Origin of the sequence: Collimonas sp., assembly GCF_035566375.1 — a bacterium.
In the GTDB taxonomy this organism is placed as follows: domain Bacteria; phylum Pseudomonadota; class Gammaproteobacteria; order Burkholderiales; family Burkholderiaceae_D; genus Collimonas.
On record NZ_DATMRK010000028.1, the window covers coordinates 95,241 to 116,079 of the forward strand.

The 20,839-nt window shown below is 58.9% G+C and carries 18 protein-coding genes; 6 read left to right on the forward strand and 12 right to left on the reverse strand.

What is annotated here, in order from left to right; translation table 11 throughout:
- Positions 1-11: 11 nt before the first annotated feature.
- A complete protein-coding gene (gene aroQ / locus VNZ60_RS07580) occupies positions 12-623 on the reverse strand; it encodes a gamma subclass chorismate mutase AroQ (RefSeq protein WP_325657813.1) in 612 nt (203 codons plus the stop codon).
- A 106-nt stretch (positions 624-729) separates the two neighbouring features.
- Between aroQ and VNZ60_RS07585 the strand changes: the two genes are divergently transcribed.
- Positions 730-2,859, forward strand: a complete 2,130-nt coding sequence (locus VNZ60_RS07585; protein ID WP_325657814.1) for a site-specific recombinase — start codon at positions 730-732, stop codon at positions 2,857-2,859.
- Positions 2,860-2,883: 24 nt separating this feature from the next.
- Positions 2,884-4,233, forward strand: coding sequence for a cardiolipin synthase (cls, locus tag VNZ60_RS07590; protein WP_325657924.1), 1,350 nt, complete (start codon positions 2,884-2,886; stop codon positions 4,231-4,233).
- A 4-nt stretch (positions 4,234-4,237) separates the two neighbouring features.
- On the opposite strand, the gene hutG is transcribed toward cls, so the two are convergent.
- The 6 genes from hutG to hutU all read right to left on the reverse strand — a co-directional run bounded on the left by hutG (position 4,238) and on the right by hutU (position 11,834).
- Positions 4,238-5,059, reverse strand: coding sequence for an N-formylglutamate deformylase (gene hutG, locus VNZ60_RS07595; protein WP_325657815.1), 822 nt, complete (start codon positions 5,057-5,059; stop codon positions 4,238-4,240).
- 156 nt (positions 5,060-5,215) lie between these two features.
- On the reverse strand, positions 5,216-6,598 hold the full coding sequence (locus VNZ60_RS07600; RefSeq protein ID WP_325657816.1) for a formimidoylglutamate deiminase: 1,383 nt from the start codon (positions 6,596-6,598) through the stop codon (positions 5,216-5,218).
- Complete coding sequence (gene hutI / locus VNZ60_RS07605; RefSeq protein ID WP_325657817.1) at positions 6,595-7,869, reverse strand: imidazolonepropionase; 1,275 nt, start codon at positions 7,867-7,869, stop codon at positions 6,595-6,597. Before hutI ends, VNZ60_RS07600 begins: the two co-directional genes overlap by 4 nt.
- Before the next feature lie 10 nt (positions 7,870-7,879).
- Positions 7,880-8,458, reverse strand: coding sequence for a HutD/Ves family protein (locus tag VNZ60_RS07610; RefSeq protein ID WP_325657818.1), 579 nt, complete (start codon positions 8,456-8,458; stop codon positions 7,880-7,882).
- A 21-nt stretch (positions 8,459-8,479) separates the two neighbouring features.
- The gene (hutH, locus tag VNZ60_RS07615) at positions 8,480-10,021 is read right to left on the reverse strand and encodes a histidine ammonia-lyase (RefSeq protein WP_414648794.1); all 1,542 of its coding nucleotides are present in this window, start codon (positions 10,019-10,021) and stop codon (positions 8,480-8,482) included.
- Between the two features lie 106 nt (positions 10,022-10,127).
- A complete protein-coding gene (gene hutU, locus VNZ60_RS07620; protein ID WP_325657820.1) occupies positions 10,128-11,834 on the reverse strand; it encodes a urocanate hydratase in 1,707 nt (568 codons plus the stop codon).
- Positions 11,835-12,098: 264 nt separating this feature from the next.
- Between hutU and hutC the strand changes: the two genes are divergently transcribed.
- From hutC to VNZ60_RS07635, 3 genes are all read left to right on the forward strand, one after another.
- Positions 12,099-12,809, forward strand: coding sequence for a histidine utilization repressor (gene hutC / locus VNZ60_RS07625; protein WP_325657821.1), 711 nt, complete (start codon positions 12,099-12,101; stop codon positions 12,807-12,809).
- 90 nt (positions 12,810-12,899) lie between these two features.
- Entirely contained in the window at positions 12,900-14,381 is a 1,482-nt protein-coding gene (locus VNZ60_RS07630; protein ID WP_325657822.1) for an MFS transporter, read from the forward strand.
- Positions 14,378-15,181 (forward strand): ferredoxin--NADP reductase, encoded by an 804-nt coding sequence (locus VNZ60_RS07635; protein ID WP_325657823.1) that lies wholly within the window; start codon positions 14,378-14,380, stop codon positions 15,179-15,181. The genes VNZ60_RS07630 and VNZ60_RS07635 overlap by 4 nt, the downstream gene beginning before the upstream one ends.
- A 46-nt stretch (positions 15,182-15,227) precedes the next feature.
- On the opposite strand, the gene pstS is transcribed toward VNZ60_RS07635, so the two are convergent.
- From pstS to VNZ60_RS07660, 5 genes are all read right to left on the reverse strand, one after another.
- Complete coding sequence (gene pstS / locus VNZ60_RS07640; protein ID WP_325657824.1) at positions 15,228-16,271, reverse strand: phosphate ABC transporter substrate-binding protein PstS; 1,044 nt, start codon at positions 16,269-16,271, stop codon at positions 15,228-15,230.
- A gap of 188 nt (positions 16,272-16,459) precedes the next feature.
- On the reverse strand, positions 16,460-17,152 hold the full coding sequence (locus tag VNZ60_RS07645; protein WP_325657825.1) for an ABC transporter ATP-binding protein: 693 nt from the start codon (positions 17,150-17,152) through the stop codon (positions 16,460-16,462).
- Complete coding sequence (locus tag VNZ60_RS07650) at positions 17,149-17,931, reverse strand: ABC transporter ATP-binding protein (protein ID WP_325657826.1); 783 nt, start codon at positions 17,929-17,931, stop codon at positions 17,149-17,151. The genes VNZ60_RS07645 and VNZ60_RS07650 overlap by 4 nt, the downstream gene beginning before the upstream one ends.
- Entirely contained in the window at positions 17,928-19,025 is a 1,098-nt protein-coding gene (locus VNZ60_RS07655; protein ID WP_325657827.1) for a branched-chain amino acid ABC transporter permease, read from the reverse strand. The genes VNZ60_RS07650 and VNZ60_RS07655 overlap by 4 nt, the downstream gene beginning before the upstream one ends.
- Positions 19,026-19,042: 17 nt before the next feature.
- On the reverse strand, positions 19,043-19,987 hold the full coding sequence (locus tag VNZ60_RS07660; protein ID WP_325657828.1) for a branched-chain amino acid ABC transporter permease: 945 nt from the start codon (positions 19,985-19,987) through the stop codon (positions 19,043-19,045).
- A 207-nt stretch (positions 19,988-20,194) separates the two neighbouring features.
- Here VNZ60_RS07660 and VNZ60_RS07665 point away from each other — a divergent pair, with 207 nt between their 5' ends.
- The gene (locus tag VNZ60_RS07665; protein ID WP_325657829.1) at positions 20,195-20,809 is read left to right on the forward strand and encodes a DUF2239 family protein; all 615 of its coding nucleotides are present in this window, start codon (positions 20,195-20,197) and stop codon (positions 20,807-20,809) included.
- Positions 20,810-20,839: the final 30 nt, after the last annotated feature.

A 20,839-nucleotide genomic window follows, 5' to 3' on the forward strand; every position in this document is an offset into this window, starting at 1 on the left:
TGCCACCAAGGCTAACTTCCCAGCCAGCCCTGCAGGGCGACACGGCGCGGCACACCATCCAGATCGCCGCGCACCAGGCTGCGTGAACGCATTTCGATAAAGGCAGGCACGCCCGGCTGCGTCAGCAAAGGCGCGATCTTGCCTAGCGCGGCAATCAATTGCGGCGTCAACTCATCCAGCAGCGGCCGCACGTCCCGCCCCAGATCCGGAGCGTCATCAAAACGCCCGGCGCCTTGCCGACGCCACTGCGCGTGCAAGCCCAGTTGCCAGGCTTTGCTGGCGTCGAACTGGGCCTGGAAGAAGCGCCGTACTAAAACCGCATCCAAGCCCTTGGCCTGGGCTGTGACGGCGTCCAGTATCAATTGCTCGCGCGGCGGATCGTTGATGGCGCCGCCGCTGTTCCATTTTGCCTTGGCCACCATGGGGGCGACCGCCAGCCGTTGATCTATCAGCGTCAGCAGCTGATCGACCTGCGCCGCATCGGCGGCGCTCGGCGCTGGCGCTAAAGTTGGCGATAAAGTTGGCGATAAAGTTGGCGATAAGCTCTGGCAGGCCGCCAGCATAAACCACAGGAACATACAGGCAAAGATTTTGCCCAAGAATGGTGCGTTGGAAAATTTCATGGATTCTTTGATTCTTTCTATGACGATTTGGGACAGAGCATTCATTCACAACCGGCTGCGGCAAACTAAACGTACACTATCGACTTTGCATTTTATAAAATTCTACATGCTGTCAACACTAAAACGCATCGCCGCCGATCCGAACTCCGACAATATCGACCATCTGGTGGCCTTGATAAAGACCTTACGCCCGAGCAAGCCGGAACTTGGCCAGCAAGCCGCCGAGAACGTGCGCGTGCTGGTGCAATTGCTGCACGGCGAACCGGCCCAGGCCAGCGCCTTGCGCCATTACATACTGCGTTTGTTTTCGACACGCCACCAGATCAGCCTGTATACGGATACCGGCATCCTGCCCAACGCCGGCTTTTTTACCGAACTGTTTCAGCGCCTGTCGTTTCGCATCTTGCCGCCGGCGCTGGATGAAAACTACTTGCGCGATTGCCTCGACCGTCTGCTGCCGGTGGAAACCGATTATTTGTGGATCAACGCCGTTCCTGCAAGCGACTGGCTGAGCCTGTTCGACCTGCTCAGCCAGGCCGCGCCCTATACCGACGCCGAGAACAATGCCGCCAGCGACGCCGTCGAGCGCCATAAAACCGTGGGTGAACTGCTGGAGGCGATCCAGACCCTGTCCTATCGCATCAGCGCCATGGGGCTGGAGCCGGCGCTGCTGCGGCTCTACCCCAGCATCGATGAATTCGAATCGCCGTTCCTGATGCAAAACGTCGAATTGCATCTGTATCTGAACAGCTATCGCCAGCATCTCGCAGCGGCAGACGCGGCTGCCGATCTCAGCAATTTGCCGCCGGTCGAAGACGCCCGCCATCTGTCGGTGATGCTGGATCAGTGCGAAACCATCGTCCTCAAGATCCGCAAAAACGCCTTGCGCATGGGTAGCAGCGTCTCCCTCACCTATCTGCTGGTCCGGCTGGAACAAAGCATTGCCCGCCTGCGCAAACTGTTGAGCCTGGTCGATGTCGGCCCAGCCAAAATAGAACTAGCCGAAACGGCGCCCGATCAAAGCCAGGCTGAAGCGGAAACCGAAGCTGAAGCCAGGCGACTCGCCAGGCGCAACCAGGCATTGGCGCTGGGCCAAGAGTTGATCGAAGGCCATAACCGCAAATACGCGGTGCGTGAATTATTCGCCGACAACATCAACCTGCTGGCGCGCAATGTCACCGAAAACGCCAGCCGCACCGGCGAACACTATATCGCCGAAGACCGTGCCGAATATGGCGCGATGTTCCGCTCCGCCTCCGGCGCCGGCCTGATCATCGGCTTCATGTCGCTGCTGAAGATCCTGGCATCCTATCTGCGCGCCGCACCGCTGGTGGAAGCGTTTTTATTCAGTATGAATTATTCGCTCGGCTTCATGCTGATCCATGTGCTGCATTTCACCGTCGCCACCAAACAGCCGGCGATGACCGCATCGCGCATCGCCTCCGGCCTGCAAAGCCGGGACGGCCGCAATATCGATCTCGACAGCCTGGTGGAACTGATCGTCAAGGTGTTACGCACGCAATTCATCGCGGTGGTCGGCAATTTGCTGCTGGCTTTTCCAGTGGCTTACCTGATCGCCCTCGCCTATCACGCCTTGTTCGGCCATCACCTGGTATCGCCCGACAAGGCTGGCCACCTGCTGCACGACATCGATCCGTTCGCCAGCCTGGCGCTGTTCCATGCAGCGATTGCCGGCGTCTGCCTGTTCCTGGCCGGCCTGATCTCCGGCTACTACGATAACAAAGCGCTCTACACCCACATAGCGCAACGGGTGGCGCGTGCACACTGGTTGCGCAAGCTGCTGGGCCAGCAGCGGCTGGCCAGGTTCGGCGAATACCTGGAAAGCAACCTGGGCGGCCTGATGGGTAATTTTTACTTCGGCATCCTGCTCGGCACCATCGGCACCGTTGGTTTCATGCTCGGCCTGCCGATCGACATTCGCCACATTACATTTTCGGCCACCAACTTTGCTACCGCCCTGGCCGGCCTCGACAATCAGATGGGCTGGCATACCGCGCTCATCTCTGTCATTGGCGTGCTGGCGATAGGTACGGTCAATCTGTGGGTCAGCTTTTCGCTGGCGCTGTTCGTCGCCATGCGGGCGCGCCAGGTGCGCTTCCGTCACGGCATGACCCTGGCCAAAGCCGTTTTCACACGCTTCAGGAAAGCTCCCAAGGATTTTTTCATGCCACCTAAAAGAGCTGTGCCACTAGAAGAAGACAAGCCCACCGTTTAGTGTTCGAAATCAGATATGGAAAATATGTTGAACGCTCAGCAGCATGGTTTGTTTCTACGGCGTTTTTTGAGATATGCTGCCGCGCTGCTGTCCATCCTGACAGCAGCTTGCTCGACCCTGCCCGATGTCAGCAATCTGAGCGCTTCAGCATTGCAGTCGGTCGCCAGCAACGGCGACCCGGCTGCCGGATTATCCAGGCTCGACAGAATAGCGGCGATGGAAGAAGCTGCAACCGGCAGTCCGCTGATCAAAGGCAATAAGGTGACCTTGCTGTTCGACGGCCCGGACACCATGACGGCCATGATAGCCGCCATCCAGCAAGCCAAAAGCACGATCAATTTCGAAACCTATATTTTCGACCGCGACCAGCTTGGCCTGCGCTTTGCCGATCTGCTGATTGAAAAACAGCGCGCCGGGGTCCAGGTCAACATCATCTACGACAGCGTCGGCAGCATCGGCACTCCTACCGAGTTTTTCGAGCGCATGCGCGCTGCCGGCATCAAACTGATCGAATTCAATCCGGTCAATCCGCTCAAGCGTTTTGGCCGCTGGCAGTTGAATCATCGCGATCATCGCAAAATCCTGGTGGTGGACGGCAAGATCGGCTTCACCGGCGGCGTCAACATCAGTGCGGCGTACGCCAACAGTTCCCTGTTTCGCGCCAGACGCAGGCCTGGCGCCGACGCCATCGGCTGGCGCGACACCCACGTACAGATAGAAGGCCCGGCGGTCGCCTCCCTGCAACTACTGTTCTTGCAAACCTGGAGCGCCCAACAGGATGAAGATCTGCCCGACCTGGATTACTTTCCAAAACTGGAGAGCGCCGGCGACAAGACCGTGCATGTACTGGGCAGCCAGCCAGACCACGACTACAGTCTTTACAAGGCCTATATCCTGGCGATTCAACAGGCGCGCAGGAGCATACATATCACCACGCCCTACTTCATCCCCGACCGCCAGCTGGTGGCTGCGTTGGTGGCCGCCGCCAAGCGTGGCGTCGAGGTCACCCTGATCTTGCCCAGCGTGACCGACATCGGCCTGGTGTACCACGCCGGCCAATCGTTTTATACGCAGCTGCTGAGCGCCGGCGTCCACATTTATCAATTGCAGATAGCGGTGCTGCATGCAAAAACCGCAGTGATCGACGGCAGCTGGTCTACCGTCGGTTCCGCCAACATGGATATCCGCAGCTTTCTCCACAACTATGAAGCGAACGTGATCGTCATCGACGATCAGTTTGGCCGCGAAATGGAAAAGGCTTTCCGCGAAGACATCCGCGGTTCAAGCCAGATCACGCTGGAACAATGGCAGCAACGGCCGCTTTCCGAGCGCATCAAGGAATGGGCGGCGCGCTCGCTCGGCTATTGGTTGTGAGAGATCAGCGCAATGCGTGGGTCTGCGCCCAGGCCAGCATCACGTCCATGAAGCGCTGTAAAGTCGGCCTTACCCGCGCGGCTCGCTGCTCATCGAAAGCAAACGGCAGTTGTTCTTCCATATAGGTGCATTGTGTCTGTTCCAGTTGCACCGCGTGGACATTCTGCTCGGGCTTGCCGTAGTGGCGCGTGATATGGCCACCTTTGAAACGGCCATTCACGGCATGACTGTAGCCGGCATCGGCCGCCTGGACGGCAACCGCCTGCAGCTGTTGCGTCAGTTCCGGCGCGCACGAACTGCCGGCGCCGGTACCCAGATTCAAATCGGTCAAGCGGCCCTCGAAGAAACGCGGCACGACGGATGCGATGGAATGCGCATCCCATAACATCGCCACGCCATGTTCAGCCCGCATGCGCTGTAATTCCTGCTCCAGCTGCTGATGATAAGGCCGCCAGTATTGTGTGACGCGGCGCTGGATTTCGGCTTCGTCAGGATTCTTGCCGGGTTGATACAAGGCTTCCTTATGGAAGGTATCCAGCGGACAGAGCCCTGTCGTATCCTGCCCCGGATAGAGATTGACGTTGTCCTCGGGGCGATTCAGATCGATCACATAACGTGAGTGAGTTGCCACCAGAATCGAAGCGCCGAGCTGCTCCAGGAAGTTGTATAACTGCGGCAGGTGCCAGTCGGTATCGGCAATATCCAGCGCGGCGGCGCTCATGTTGGCGCGGATATCCGGCGGGATGTGTTCGCCCGCATGCGGCATCGAAACCAGCAGCGGCAAACGGCCGCGATGAAACAGGAATTTTTCTACAGGCAAGTTCATAGTCGATCCTTAAGATGAGGCAGGTACTCCGTGGCCCGCTAAGTGGGGTCAGAGTGAAGTTTCTGCAAAAAACCCGCAGAAAGTTCACTCTGACCCCAGTTAGCTGCGTTTGTTAAGCGCAACCGGGCACGGACATTGTCATGCTTTATGAAACTCTCAATAATCCAGCAATTTTTTCATGGTGTTCGCATACGATAAAGCGCTCTGCTCCTGCAGCGTATGCTTGTGGTCCCTGATGACCCAATGGCCGCCGACCATGACATCGCGCAGCGGTGTCTGTCCGTGCTGGCAAAACACAAAACTGTCGAGCAACTGCTCGCCGTGCTTGCCGTTCAGGTCTGCATGTTGCTGATCCAGCACCAGCAAATCGGCGCGCTGCCCCAGTTGCAGGCCAGCCACCGGACGGCCGCTGGCCGCAGCACCGCCGCGCAGAGCCTGGCGATACAAATAGCCGCCTACCGAAGTTCCTTCACTGCCGACCAGCATATTACGCTGGCGATGCTGGAGGCGCTGGCTGTATTCATACAAGCGCAATTCTTCGCTGACGCTGGTACTGACATGGCTATCAGAACCGATGCCCCACACGCCTTGCGCACCGGCATAGGCAACGCCGTTGAAAATGCCGTCGCCCAGATTGGCTTCGGTGGTCGGGCAAATGCCAGCGACGGCGCCGCTGTGCGCCAGCTTTTCTGTCTCTACCGTCGTCATTTGGGTGGCGTGCACCAGGCACCAGTGGCGGTCAACTTCGACATTATCCAGCAACCAGGCCACCGGCCGCGCGCCCAAAGCAGCGACACAGTCTTCGACCTCTTTGTTTTGCTCGGCGATATGGATATGCACCGGTGCTTGCGCATCCCATTGCCTGAGATGGGTCAGCAGCTCTTGCAGCGACTGCGGCGTCACCGCACGCAAGGAATGGGGAGCGACGCCATAACGCAAGCCGGCATGTTGCGGGTGTGCCGCTTGCAACATTTGCAAAACATGCATGATCCATTCCGGCGAATTGATGAAGCGCGCCTGCCCGGCATGCGGCGCCTGGCCGCCGAAACCGCTGTATTGATACATGACCGGCAGCAAAGTCAGGCCGATGCCGGCTTCCTGCGCCGCTTCGATCAGGCACACCATGTTTTCGGCCGGATTGGCATAAGGCTTGCCATCACTATCGTGATGCAGATAATGGAACTCGCAAACCGAGGTATACCCGGCTTGCAGCATCTCGATATACAGCTGCACTGCAATCGCCTTCAGATCCGCAGGCGCCAGCTTGCCGGCGAACTTGTACATCAAAGTGCGCCAGCTCCAGAAGCTGTCGTTCGGATCGGAGCGATATTCGGTCAAGCCCGCCATCGCTCTTTGAAATGCGTGCGAATGCAGGTTGGCGATGCCTGGCAACACCGTGCCGGCGACTCTGGGAGCTAGTGCGATTTTCTCGGCGTCGGGGCTGACGCGGGTCAATATGCCCTTGTCATCCCATTCCAGCAGGACATTGTTGCGCCAGCCTTCCGGCAACAGGGCGCGGTCGGCGATCAATTGTTTCATGCTGCCTCCTTTTGCGATACAGCGCTGAATTGGCCGGCGCGGACTATCGCGCTGCAGCGATTGAGCCCCGACCAGTAAGCCAGTTCCGCCAGCGACTCCACCGACCAGACCACAAAGTCGGCAGCCCGTCCCACCGCCAGCAAACCATGACGATCCGCCTTGCCCAGCGCCAGCGCGGCGTTGGCGGTAACTCCCATCAGCGCTTCCGCTGTAGTCATGCGGAACAAGGTACAAGCCATGTTCAGCATCAGCAGCAAGGAGGTGCTGGGAGAAGTGCCCGGATTGCTATCGGTAGAGATCGCGATCGGTATCCGGTAGCGTCGCAACAGTTCCAGCGGCGGCTGTTTTGTTTCACGGATAAAGTAATAAGCGCCAGGCAGAAGCACAGCAACCGTGCCGCTTTGCTGCATGGCGATCACATCTGCTTCGCTCAGATATTCCAGATGATCGACCGAGAGTGCCTTGAAGCGGGTCGCCAATTGCGTGCCGCCCATATTCGAGAGCTGGTCGGCATGCATCTTTACCGGCAGGCCAAGCTTGGCGGCGGCGACAAATACCTGTTCGCTCTGCGCCACGGAGAAGCCGATGTTTTCGCAAAATACATCGACCGCATCGACCAATCCTTCAGCATGCAAGGCCGGCAGCATCTCTTCGCAAACCAGCTTGATGTAGTCGTCGGCGCGGTTTTGGTATTCCGGCGGCAAGGCGTGAGCGCCAAGAAAAGTGGTGTAGACCGTTACTGGATAAGACTCGCCCAGACGCCGCGCTACCCGCAGCATCTTGCGCTCGGTGGCCAGGTCCAGGCCGTAGCCGGATTTGATTTCAATCGTGGTGACGCCCTCGGCCAGTAAAGCTTCCAGGCGTTGCGCCGCTTGCTGGAACAGGCTGTCCTCGTCGGCCAGGCGGGTGGCGCGCACGGTAGACACGATACCGCCGCCGCGTCGCGCAATTTCTTCGTAACTGGCGCCAGCCAGACGCAAGGCAAATTCATCGGCCCGATTGCCGCCGTACACCAGATGGGTGTGGCAATCGATCAAGCCGGGTGTGATCCAGCGCTTGCCGACATCGTGCCGGGCCAGCCCGGCGTGACCAAATTCGGCCGGCAGCTCCGACTCGCTGCCGATCCAGGCGATCAAGCCGTCGCGCACTACGATGGCGGCATCTTGGATGACTTGATCGGGATTGCCGGCGGGCGCAATCCTGGCGTTGTGCCAGATGCCGTCGGCTGGTTTGGTTTGCTTGCCTGGTTTGATTTCTTGACTCTGCTCCATGCCGGTTTCCCTATAGCAGATTGATGTTGACACTGATGACGATGCTGCCAGCCTGCAGCGAACGCAACGATAGTTGTCCCAGCTTTTGCTCACAGACCAGGCTCTGGCGCGGTTCCAGCGATACCTGCTCGCCGCCAGCCGTCAGCACATCCCAGCGGCCTTGCAAACAAAACAGTAGATTGCAACCATGCGCCAGATCCTGGTCGGCATGCCAGATATCAACTGAGCCGGTGGCAGCACCGCGCCGCAGCATCAGGTTGAAATCCAGGCAGGCGACGCCTTCCAATTGTGCGCTGATTTGCTCTTCCCCGCGAAAACGATGCGCTTGCAATGGCGTCAACAAAGTGCGATCGCCGTTAGCCGAGAGCAACTGCATGCCCTCTCCTTGCAGCAAGGTAATCACGCGGTCGACGCCGGGAAAACTGGAAAAAGGGCCGGATTGCGTGACGTCGGCAATGCTCACTCGCCATATGAACTGGTCGAACGAGGCGGTTGCCGGATAGCTGCATAGCTCACGCGTGACGCCACCACCGTTTTTCCACGGCGTGGCAGGCAATGCCTCGTAGCTGATCAGACGCATCTCATTCATCACACTTTTATCCGCCACACTTCACTGAGCGTACAAATCGGCAAACAAAGCCTGGCAGCTGTCGCTGACCGCGCCTTGCAAGACCAGTTGCTTGGCAGCTTCGATATCCGGCGCGAAGAAACGATCCTTATCGTAAAACGCAACTTGCTTACGCAGGCGCTGCAGCACTTCGCTCAGCAACGGCGAAGTAGCCAGCGGCTGATGACAATCCACGCCCTGCGCCGCTGCCAGCAATTCAATCGCCACGATGGTGGCGGTATTGTGTGCCATTTCATGCAGGCGGCGGCCGGCGAAAGTCGCCATGCTGACGTGGTCTTCCTGGTTGGCGGAAGTCGGCAGGCTGTCGACACTGGCCGGATGCGCCAGCGATTTGTTTTCGGACGCCAGGGCTGCGGCCGTCACGTGCGCAATCATGAAACCGGAATTGAGGCCGGACGATTGCACCAGGAACGGCGGCAACCCCGACAAGGATGAATCGATCAGCAAGGCGATGCGGCGTTCCGACAAGGCGCCGATTTCCGCAATCGCCAATGCCAGCGTATCCGCAGCAAAGGCGACCGGCTCGGCGTGAAAATTACCGCCGGAAATGACTTCATCATGTTCTGAATAAATCAGCGGATTATCGGTCACGGCATTGGCTTCAATCAGCAGCGTGCGCGCCGCATTGCCGATCAAATCGACGCAGGCACCCATCACCTGCGGCTGACAACGCAAGCTGTAAGGATCTTGCACGCGCTCGTCGTTGACCAGATGCGATTGCCGGATCGCGCTGCCGTTCAACAGCTGACGATAAATTTTAGCCGTAGCAATCTGCCCCGGCTGGCCGCGTACTTCATGCACACGCGGATCGAACGGCGCGTCGCTGCCACGGGCGGCGTCGACTGCCAAGGCGCCAGTCACGGTCGCGGCTTCCAGCACGCGCTCGGCCAGGAACAAGCCGTTCAGGGTCAGTGCGGTGGAAACCTGGGTGCCGTTGATCAGCGCCAGCCCTTCCTTGGCTGCCAATACGATAGGCGTAATGCCGGCCTTGGCCAACGCCTCTTTGGCGTCGATCAGCTTGCCGTCGACCCGTACCTGCCCTTCGCCCAGTATCGCCAATGTCATGTGCGACAGGGGCGCCAGATCGCCGGATGCGCCGACCGAACCTTTGACCGGAATGCAAGGCATGATGCCGGCGTTGTAGATCGCCAGCAAGGTGTCGATCACCTGGGCGCGGATGCCGGAATAGCCGCGCGCCAGGCTGCCGATTTTCATGGCCAGGATCAGGCGCACCGCGGCATCGTCGATCAGCTCGCCGGTGCCGACCGAGTGTGACAGGATCAGGTTACGTTGCAGCAGTTCCAGCTGCTCGTCGGGGATACGGGTCTTGGCCAGTTTGCCGAAACCGGTGTTGATGCCGTAAGCAGCGTCGCCGCGTTCGACTATCCTGGCGACGGTGGCGGCGGACGCATTGATGGCGGCATAGGCAGCCGGCGGCAACTGCAGCGGCACGGCCTCGGCCCAGATACGGCGAATCTCTGCCAAAGACATTTTTCCAGGTTGCAGAGTCAAGCTTGTTTTCATGATCATTTCTTTCAAATTAGCGCAGAATATACGTCGATTTTACGGCCACAGCTCAGCTCAGCTTAGCTTAGCTCAGCTCAGCTCAGCTCAGCTCAGCTTAAGATGATCAGCGATTGATCATCGGCAGATTCAAGTTATAGCGTTTGGCGCATTCGATCGCCAACTCGTAACCGGCGTCGGCATGGCGCATCACGCCAGAGGCGCAATCGTTGACCAGCACCCGTGCCAGGCGCTTGGCGGCTGCTTCAGTGCCGTCGGCCACAATCACCATGCCGGCATGCTGCGAGTAACCCATGCCGACCCCGCCGCCATGATGCAGCGAAACCCAGGTGGCGCCGCCGGCAGTGTTGAGCAAGGCGTTCAGCAAGGGCCAGTCGGAAACCGCGTCGGTGCCGTCTTTCATGCTTTCGGTTTCGCGGTTCGGGCTGGCGACCGAGCCGGTATCCAGGTGATCGCGGCCGATCACTACCGGCGCTTTCAATTCACCGCTGCGCACCATCTCATTGAAGGCCAGGCCGGCGATATGGCGTTCGCCCAAACCCAGCCAGCAAATCCGCGCCGGCAAACCCTGGAAAGAAATCCGTTCACGCGCCATGTCGAGCCAGCGATGCACATGCTTATTTTCCGGAAACAATTCCTTGATCTTGGCGTCGGTCTTGTAGATATCTTCGGGATCGCCGGACAAGGCAACCCAACGGAATGGCCCCTTGCCTTCGCAAAACAGCGGCCGGATATAGGCCGGCACGAAACCGGGAAAATCGAAAGCGTTCTTGACGCCTTGGTCAAACGCCACCTGACGGATGTTGTTGCCGTAATCGACGGTCTTGATGCCCATCGCATGGAAATCCAGCATCGCTTGCACGTGCCGGGCGCAGGATTGCGCTGCATCTGCGGTCAGCTTGGCTTGTTGCGATGGATCATGTTGCGCCGCCACCCACTGCTCGATGCTCCAGCCGATCGGCAGGTAACCGTTGATCAAGTCATGGGCGGACGTCTGGTCGGTGACCAGGTCCGGCTTGATGCCGCCAGCCTTGGCGCGCTTGACCAGCTCTGGCAAGACTTCGGCCGCGTTGCCCAGCAGGCCGATGGAAATCGCTTCCTTGCGTTCGGTATGGTATTTGATCAGTTCCAGCGCATGGTCCAGATCCCTGGCCTGCTTGTCGAGATAGCGTGTGCGTAGGCGGAAATCGATGCTCGATTGCTTGCACTCGATGGTCAGCGACGCTGCCCCGGCCAAAGTTGCCGCCAGCGGCTGCGCGCCGCCCATGCCGCCCAGGCCGGCGGTCAGGATCCAGCGGCCGGACAGATCGCCGCCGAAGTGCTGGCGCCCGGCTTCGGCAAAAGTTTCAAAAGTGCCTTGCACGATGCCCTGGCTGCCGATGTAGATCCAACTGCCGGCAGTCATCTGGCCGTACATGAACAAGCCTTTGCGGTCGAGTTCATTGAAATGCTCCCAATTGGCCCATTTCGGCACCAGGTTGGAATTGGCCAGCAATACCCGCGGCGCATCGGCATGGGTCTGAAACACGCCGACCGGCTTGCCGGACTGGATCAGCAAGGTTTCATCTTCGTTCAGATTGGTCAGGGTTTCGACGATCTTGTCGAAACAGGCCCAGTCGCGCGCGGCACGGCCGATCCCGCCATACACCACCAGATCGTTCGGCCGCTCGGCCACTTCCGGATCGAGATTGTTCATCAACATGCGCAGCGGCGCTTCGGTCAGCCAGCTCTTGGCGGTCAGCGTGGCGCCGCGTGGCGCCCGGATGGTGCGGCTGGGGTCGCGGCGCGGATCGGTTTTGGTGGTTGTGCTCATGTTGACTGGTCTCCTTAAAAAGGTTTGCAAATAAGGTCTGCGAACAAAACGGCAAGTTGTATAGTCCAGTAAGATATAATGCATATACAACTTAGTCAACCGGATTTATGCGAATCTTCTGAGCACATGATCGTCGCCATAGCAACGTTGAAAAATAGCTATTGACTTCAAGCACACTTGAACTTGCATACTTGGCTCGGCAGCAACTGAAGTATGCAACTGATGTAGTATCCGTGATGAATTTTCTTGAGTAGGAACCAGCATATGCAAGGCGCATCAAGCAACAAGGCAGTACCGGCATTTCAACAGGTAAAAGACCATGTCTTGCAGCAAATCCGCAGCGGCGACTGGAAACCCGGCGACCTGATCCCTTCGGAACGCGAGCTGATGCTGCAATTCAGCCTGTCGCGGATGACGGTCAACCGCGCCCTGCGCGAACTGACCGACAACCAGTTGCTGGTGCGGATCCAGGGATCCGGCACCTATGTCGCGCCCGGCAAATACCAGTCGACGCTGGTGGAGATACACAGTATCGATGACGAACTGGTAGCGCGCGGCCACCGCTATCGCAGCCAGGTGCTGACGCTGGAAGCCAGCAGCGCGCCGCTGGCGCTGAAGGCGCTGGGCCTGGAAAGCGGCCCGGTGTTTCATTCCGTGATTGTGCATTTTGCCGACGATATTCCGATCCAGCTGGAAGACCGCTACACCAATCCGCAACTGTTTCCCGCATACCTGCAACAGGATTTTCATCGGATCACGCCTAACCACTACATGGTGCAGATTGCGCCGCTCGACAAAGCCGAATACAGCATCGAATCCAAAATGCCCGACAGTGCTGTGCGCAAGCTGTTGCAGATGGAAGCCGGCGAGCCATGCCTGCTGCTGTCGCGCCGGACCTGGGTGCGGCAGACGGTGGCGACTGCCGTCTCCTTGTGGCATCCCGGTTCCCGCTACCAATTTACCGGCGGCTTCTGATCCGCGGCAGCAGGCAGCGGCGCCCCGGTCGCCGCAGTAAAATTTCAATTAGCATGCGCTAGCAAGCTATACAACAGGACATATCGATTCATGTCAGCAACCCCTACTTCGCTTGACGCACCCTCTGCCAGCTGGGCAGACCTGCTGTCAGGACGCAATGCCTTGCGCTCTATCACGCTGGCCGGCGGCATCGGCATGCACGCTACCAATGTGTATATCGTCACCACCATCTTGCCGTCGGTAGTCAAGGATATCGGCGGCCTGGAATACTACGCCTGGGCCACTTCCTTGTTTGTGGTGGCGTCCATCATTGCCGCTGCTGTAGCGTCGCGGCTGGTCGAGTGGATCGGCTATCGGCCCGCCTGCCTGTTGGCGTTGCTGGTGTTTTCACTCGGTTCGGTCGGCTGTGCGCTGGCGCCGCACATGGTGTGGCTGCTGCTGGCGCGCACCGTGCAAGGTTTTGGCGGCGGCGTGCTGGTGTCCCTGTCTTACGCCATGATCCGGGTGGTGTTTGCACCGCCTCTATGGTCGCGGGCGATGGCCCTGATGTCAGGCATGTGGGGAATTTCCACGCTATCCGGCCCCGCCATCGGCGGCATGTTTGCGCAGGCCGGCAGCTGGCGCGGCGCTTTCTGGGCGCTATTGCCGGCCGCCGTCATACTGGCGCTGCTGGTGCAATTCACGCTGAAAGTTCCAGCGGAAACACGCTCCGAAGAGCAAGCGAATAGCATCCCCATCATAAAAATATTGCTGCTGGCGGCGGCGGTGCTGTCGGTGTCGGCGGCCAGCCTGTTCAGCAGCGCCGTGCTGAATATCGGCGGCATAGTCTTCGGCATTGCCTTGATCGGCCTGATTGCATGGCTTGAGCAACGCGCTGGCACGCGCTTGCTGCCTAGCGGTGCATTCTCCCTGCGCAGCCGCGTCGGCGCCCTGTACGCCACCATGATATTGATGATCCTGGGATTGACCACTGAAATCTATGTGCCGTACTTCTTGCAAGTGATCCAGGGCCATTCGCCGCTGCTGGCCGGTTATCTGACCGGCATCATGTCTTGCGGCTGGACCCTGGCGGCGCTGCTGTTTTCCAGTTATAGCGGTGCTCGTGCAAGATTTGTCATGAAAGCCGGACCGCTGCTGGTAATTGTTGCGTTGCTGGGCCTGGCGCTCATGTTGCCATCGGTAACCGTACTGGATAACTACGGCCTGCTGCCCTTGTGCATCGCGCTGATACTGGTCGGTTTCGGCATAGGCATGGGCATGCCGCACCTGATGGCAAAAATATTGAGCAGCGCCGATCCGGATGAAGGCAGTCTGGCCGCCTATTCGCTCACCACCGTGCAACTGTTTGCAACCGCCATCGGCGCCGCCCTCGCTGGCATGGTGACATCGCTGGCCGGGCTGGCCGATCCGGGTGGCTTGCCAGGAGCGACAAATGCGGCACAATGGCTATTCATCTGTTTCGCAGCGGCGCCGATACTGGCCTTCTTCACCGTACGGCAAGCGCTGCGCTTGAACGCTCCGGTTGTATCCGGGTCCGGACGTAGCGAGCAACTACAGGAACCTCTTGCATGAGCAGCGCACCCCCGAAAACCCCGGTTTCCCGCCTCAAGGCCAGCACTGAAACCGTCACCAGCGTGCACCACTGGACTGAGAAACTGCTGTCGTTTCGCACTACGCGCCCGGCCGGCTACCAGTTCACGCCCGGGCAGTTTGCCCGGCTGGGCGTGGTGGCCGGCGACGAAACGCTGTGGCGCGCCTATTCAGTCACCTCTGCAACCACCGAAGACGAACTGGAATATTTCCTGGTGCAGGTTCCCGGCGGCCTGTTCACCGAACAGCTGAAAGACCTAAAACCAGGCTACCCGATCCTGGTCGAAAAATTCAGCTACGGTTTCATGACTGCGGACAGGTTTGTGGATGGCGAGGATTTGTGGATGCTGGCCACCGGCACCGGTCTCGGCCCGTATATCTCGATCTTGCAAGATCCGGCGGTATGGCAGAAATTCCGCAACCTGATTCTGGTGCATTGCGTAAGAAATATCGAGGAACTGGCCTATCAGGAGATGCTGTCCAAGCTGCACCTGCGGCCGGAACTGGCCGCCGGCGGTGCACGCTTGCAGTTGCTACGCTCGACCACTCGCGATGTGCAAACACCCGCTGCAGGCAATCTGCAAGGTCGCATCACCGCCCTGCTGACCAGCGGCGAACTGGAAGCGGCGGCAGGCCTGGCCATCACGGTGGAGAGCTCGCGCGTCATGATGTGCGGCAATCCGGAAATGATTACCGCAACCCGCGAGATCCTGTACCAGCGTGGCTTGCGCCCATGCCGACGCGCGGTGCCGGGGCAGTTTGTGACGGAAGACTATTGGTGATCGCTATCCTGTCGACTCAGTTACTTGATTCGGTTACTTGATTCGCCTACTTGACAAAGATCGGAACCGACAGACGATTGCCTTTGGCGTCGACGACGCTGGACATTTCATGCACGACACGGGCCTGTACGCTATCGGGCAGGCGAATATAGTCCAGGCTATTCGCCAACTCATCGCCTTCCATGAAAGCCCAGGTGAAAAACTGTATGACCGCGGCGGTGCGTTCCGGCTGGCTGGTGATACGCGGCACATACACGTAGGTGGCGCCGGTGATCGGCCAGCTTCCAGGGCCGGGCTTGTCGGTCAGCATTTCCTCGAAATTTCCAGTGTTTTTCCAGCCACTGTTTGCCAATGCCGATTTAAATGACAGTGCATTCGGCCGGACGTACTGGCCTTCGCGGTTCTTGAGTTGCACATAGTTCAGACTGTTCTCGACCACGTACGCATATTCTGCATAGCCTATTGCACCCATCGTTTTCTTTAGCGTCGCCACCAGATCGTCCGAGCCTTTAATTGTTTTGACATCGGCATGCCAGGCGATGGAGAAATTGCTGCCGTACTGCTTTTTCCATTCTGGATTGACGCGGCTGAGGTAGTCGGTAAACGTAAAGGTTGTACCGGACCCGTCAGCGCGCGCCAGCGGCAGGACACGCAAATTAGGCAGCGTCAATTTTGGATTTTCCTTGGCGATGGCGGCATCGTTCCATTTCTCTATCTTGCCGGAATAAATAGCCGCGATCAGATCTGCGCTCAGATGCAACTCACCGTCCTTGACGCCAGGTAAATTGACAAACGGCACCACCCCTGAAATCACGGTAGGGAAATCCAATAAATTGAATTTCTTGAGATCGGCGGCCGACATGGGGGCGTCGCTGGCGCCGAAATCGCTGGCATTTTCCTTGATCTTCTTGATGCCGCCGGATGAGCCGATCGCTTCGTAGGCAAGTTTGTTGCCGGTTTTCTTGGTATAGGCTTGTTGCCACTTCGTATATAACGGCGCTGCAGCGGTAGAACCGGCGCCGGTGATGTCGGTAGCCTGGGTCGCGCTGACAGCGAGCGCGCAGAAGAGTAGAACAGCGTGTTTCAACATTATCAACCTATGGAGTAATTAATTGACAGACAAGCGTTACAGACAAGCGTGACAGACAAGCGCTGGCCGGCGAGTGATGTTTTGAGCCGTCATGGCGGCCAAAGCCTGGCTTGGCAAAATTGGCGGGAGCAATTGTGCCATCAACCGCGGCTCTATTGGCAAATGTCGGATATAGCCAACAACAAACATCAAACTTCCAGCCACTTTTGCCGCAGCGCCGGATTGGTGCGCAATTCATCCGGCGTGCCGGCAAACACAATCCGGCCGTGCCCCATCACCAGCACGCGGTCGGATATCTCCAGCGTGATGCCGAGTTTTTGCTCGACCAGCAACACCCCCAGCCCCTGCGCTCGCAGCGCCAGTAAATGCTGCGCTACCGAGCGCACCATCTGCGGCGCCAGACCTTCGGTCGGCTCATCGACCATGACCAGCTGCGGCTTGCCCATCAGGCTGCGGCACAGGCTGAGCATCTGCTGTTCGCCGCCGGACAGCAAACCGGCCGCGACATGTTTGCGCGCTGCCAGTTGCGGCATCCATTGCCACATGTCTTCGATCGACACCGGCTCGCGTTGCTGACCCAGCAGCAGATTCTGTTGCACCGTCAGCGTTGGAAATACTGCCCGCTCTTCCGGTACGTAGGCCAGGCCGTGACGGGCGATCTGAAAGGTTTTCAAGCCAGTCAGCTCAACCCCGTTGAAGCACACCGAGCCACTGCTGCGCAGCATGCCCATGATTGCTTTCAGGGTCGAGGAACGGCCCGCGCCATTGCGTCCCAGCAAACTGACTATCTCACCCGGCCTGACCTCCAGATCCACCCCGTGCAAGACATGGCTTTGATCGTAGAAGGCGTGCAGATCACGAATTTCGAGCATGGCCGTCATGGCGCCGCCCCCACATCTGCATCCGCACTGCCGAGATAGGCGGCCTGCACCAAGCGATTGCTACGAATCGCCAGCGGCGTATCGCAGGCGATAATCCGGCCCTCGACCAGCACCGCGATCCGATCCACCAGGCCGAACACCACCTCCATATCGTGCTCGATCATCAGCAAGGTTTTACCGGCACTGACGCGCCGGATCAACTCGGTAGCAACCGCGGATTCATCCCGGCTCATGCCGGCGGTCGGTTCGTCCAGCAGGATCAGATCGGCATCGCCGGCAATCGTGATGCCGATTTCCAGCGCGCGCTGAGCGGCATAGCTGAGATCGCAGCCCAGCGTGTCACGCTGCGTTTGCAAACCGCATTGCTGCATCACGTCTGCGGTACGCTGGCTGACTGCGCGCAGGGTCGACAAGCGACGCCAGAATACTTTGCGATAACCATGTGACGACAGCACTGCCACACGCAGGTTCTCCTGAACGCTCAGTTGCGGAAATATGTTGGTAATCTGAAAGCTGCGCGCCAGGCCAAGGCGATTTATCTGGAACGGGCTCAGGCCGCTTATCTGTTTATCACGCAGAATGATTTCACCGCTGCTGGCGGCGGTACGGCCGGATATCAGATTGAACAAAGTCGATTTTCCCGCGCCATTGGGGCCGATCAACGCCAATCGTTCGCCTTGCTTCAACTGCAAATCCGCACCGCAGATGATCGGCGTGTTGCCGAATTTTTTATGCAGATCGCGCAGTTCCAGGATGGTTGGCATTGCGTTTTCACTCATATGCCCGCCGCCTGCCGATACAGCGTTTCGATCAGGAACACGGCGCCGCCCGCCAGCAGCAACAGGCCGGCCAGACGCAGCAAAAACGGCGGCGCCAGTTGCCGCAATTGGGCCGCGCTCAGGCCCCGCCAAGTGGTAACGGCTCTCGCCAAAACACCGGCGATGCCGCCTGGCGCAAACAGAACGACAATCACAAACAGCAAACCCAGATACAGTTGCCAGCCCCGCGTATAAGTCGACAATAAAGCCGAAAACAGCACACCGACCAGCGCCCCTATCATCGGCCCGAAGAAATAGCCGACGCCGCCTATAAAAGTAAATAACAGGATCTGCGCCGAACGCAGCAAACTCAGATTCTCGGCGCTGACAATTTCAAAATTGATGGCGGTCAGCGCACCGCCAACGCCGGCAAAAAATGCCGACAGCATGAACATCAGGTAACGCACCTGGCGCGGATCGTGGCCGATAAAGGCTGCCCGCTCCGGATTCTCGCGCACGGCGTTGGCGATGCGGCCCAGCGGCGTGCGCGTCAATCCATACATGGCGGCGGCAGACACGAAAAGCCAGAATGCGATCAGGTAATACACTTGCAATTGCGACGCAAAATCGATGCCGAGAAACGGCGCGCCAAGCACCCTGTCGGTACTGATCCCGCTCTCGCCGCCGAACCACCCCGGCAGCATCAAGGTGCCGGCCGCCACCAACTCGACCAGCGCCAGGCTGATCATAGACAAAGCCGTAGCCGATTTACGGGTGGTGATAAAACCGAAGACGGCGCCGCACAACATACCGGCGCAACCGCCGGCCAGCGGCACGAACACCAGCGCCAGCGTCGCAGAACTGCTGCCGGCCAGCCGGTTCATCAGATGTACCGCGACAAACGCCGCCAAGCCCGAATACACAGCATGGCCGAAGGACAGCATGCCGCTTTGCCCAAGCAGCATATTGAAGGAAAGCGCAAGGATCATCATGCTGCCGCATTGCGACAAGATCGATAGCGCTGCGCTTTGCGGGAACACCCAGGGCGCGGCCAGCAATACCAGTGCGAACCCCAGCCAGACCCACTTGCGTTCCAGTCTCCGCTCTAATCTCATATGGCGGCCCCCGCCCATCAGTCGCGTACGCCAGACAAGCCGCGCGGGCGCAGCAGCATGACCAGCACCAGCAACAGATATGGCAGCAGCGGCGCTACTTGAGCCAGCGTCAATTGCAGCAGCGGATACGCCGTCGCATCAGGATTGATCTGCACGCCCCAATGCGCCAGACCGCTAGCCAAGGACACATCCAGCGCTACCGCATAAGTTTGCAAGATAGCGATCAGCAGCGAGGCTATAAACGCCCCGCGCAGCGAACCCAGACCGCCGACCACCACCACCACAAAAATGATGCTGCCGACGCCGGCCGCCATGCCCGGTTCAGTGACGAAGGCATTGCCGCCCACCACCCCGGCCAATCCAGCCAGGCCGCAACCGGCAGCAAACACCAAGGTAAAAAGGCGCGGCACGTTGTGCCCAAGGGCCTCGACCATCTGCGGATGGGTCAACGCCGCCTGGATCAACAGGCCGATGCGCGAACGTTTCAGCGTCCATCCGGCCGTCAGTAAAATCAGCAATGCCAGCAGCATCATGAAAGCGCGATAGAGGGGGAATGTGGTGGAATAAAGGGTAAATAAAGGCCCGTCGAGTTGCGCCGGAATGGCATACGGCAGCGCCGATTTGCCCCAGGCCAGTTGCACCAGTTCGACGATCACGTAGGACAGGCCGAAAGTGAACAGCAATTCCGCCGCCTGCCCATGGCGACGCACATGGCGTAATCCAAACCGCTCTACCAATGCGCCCAGCACGCCGACCAGCAGCGGCGCCAGCAGCAGCGCCGGCCAGAAGCCAAGCTTGACGCTGATTGCATAGGCGAAATAAGCGCCCAGCATGTAAAAACTCGCATGCGCAAAATTCAGCACTCCGAGCATGCTGAAAATCAGCGTCAGTCCCGACGATAGCAGGAACAGCAACAGGCCGTAACTGAGGCCGTTGAGCAAGGTGATGAGAGCAAATTCCATTGCGTAGTTTTATGGCAGACGACGATGACAGGCAGTCCGGCATTCTACCGGTTTGTCGGCCTCATGATTTTCAGTTGGCAACGCCGGCGACTATCGAGTATTCAGTTTGCCAGCCAAGCACCTCATATTTTACCAAGGTAATATTGACTCACCAATTAAACCCGGGTAATATCCACTCATTGTCATAGCTTACAAGGAGTATCCGAGATGAGCACCACCACCCCGCACCCTGTTATCGCCTTTGCCGGCGCTCACCGTATCGCTTCCGGCCAGCTGGCGCTGGTGGCGTTGAAAGCCAAGGAACTGATCGATAGAAACGACTCGGCGGCCATCCTGATCTTCGACGACGTTACCAGCGAGCAGGTCGAAATCGACTTCCGCGGCAGCGCCGAGCAAGTGCTGCAACGCCTGTCCGCGACCGAGGCCGGCGCGGCCACAGCGGAAATAACTACGGACAACCAACAGACGGCGCGTGGCCCCGGGCGACCGAAACTGGGCGTCATCGGCCGTGAAGTCACCCTGCTGCCGCGCCATTGGGAATGGCTCAACCAGCAATCCGGCGGTGCTTCGGTGGCGCTGCGCAAACTGGTTGAAGAAGCAAAACGCCGCAGCGAAGTACGCGACCAGATGCGCCGGGCTCAGGAATCCGCTTATCGCTTCATGTCGGCGATGGCAGGCAATCAAGTCAATTTTGAAGAAGCGACGCGCGCTTTTTTTGCCGGCGACCAGCCGCGCTTCGAGGAATTGAGCGAAACTTGGCAGATCGACATCCGCGATCACGCACGGACTCTGGCGGCCAGAGCCTTCACCGCGGCGGAATGAAACCGGGGGGCTCGCCAATCGCGCAGCCAT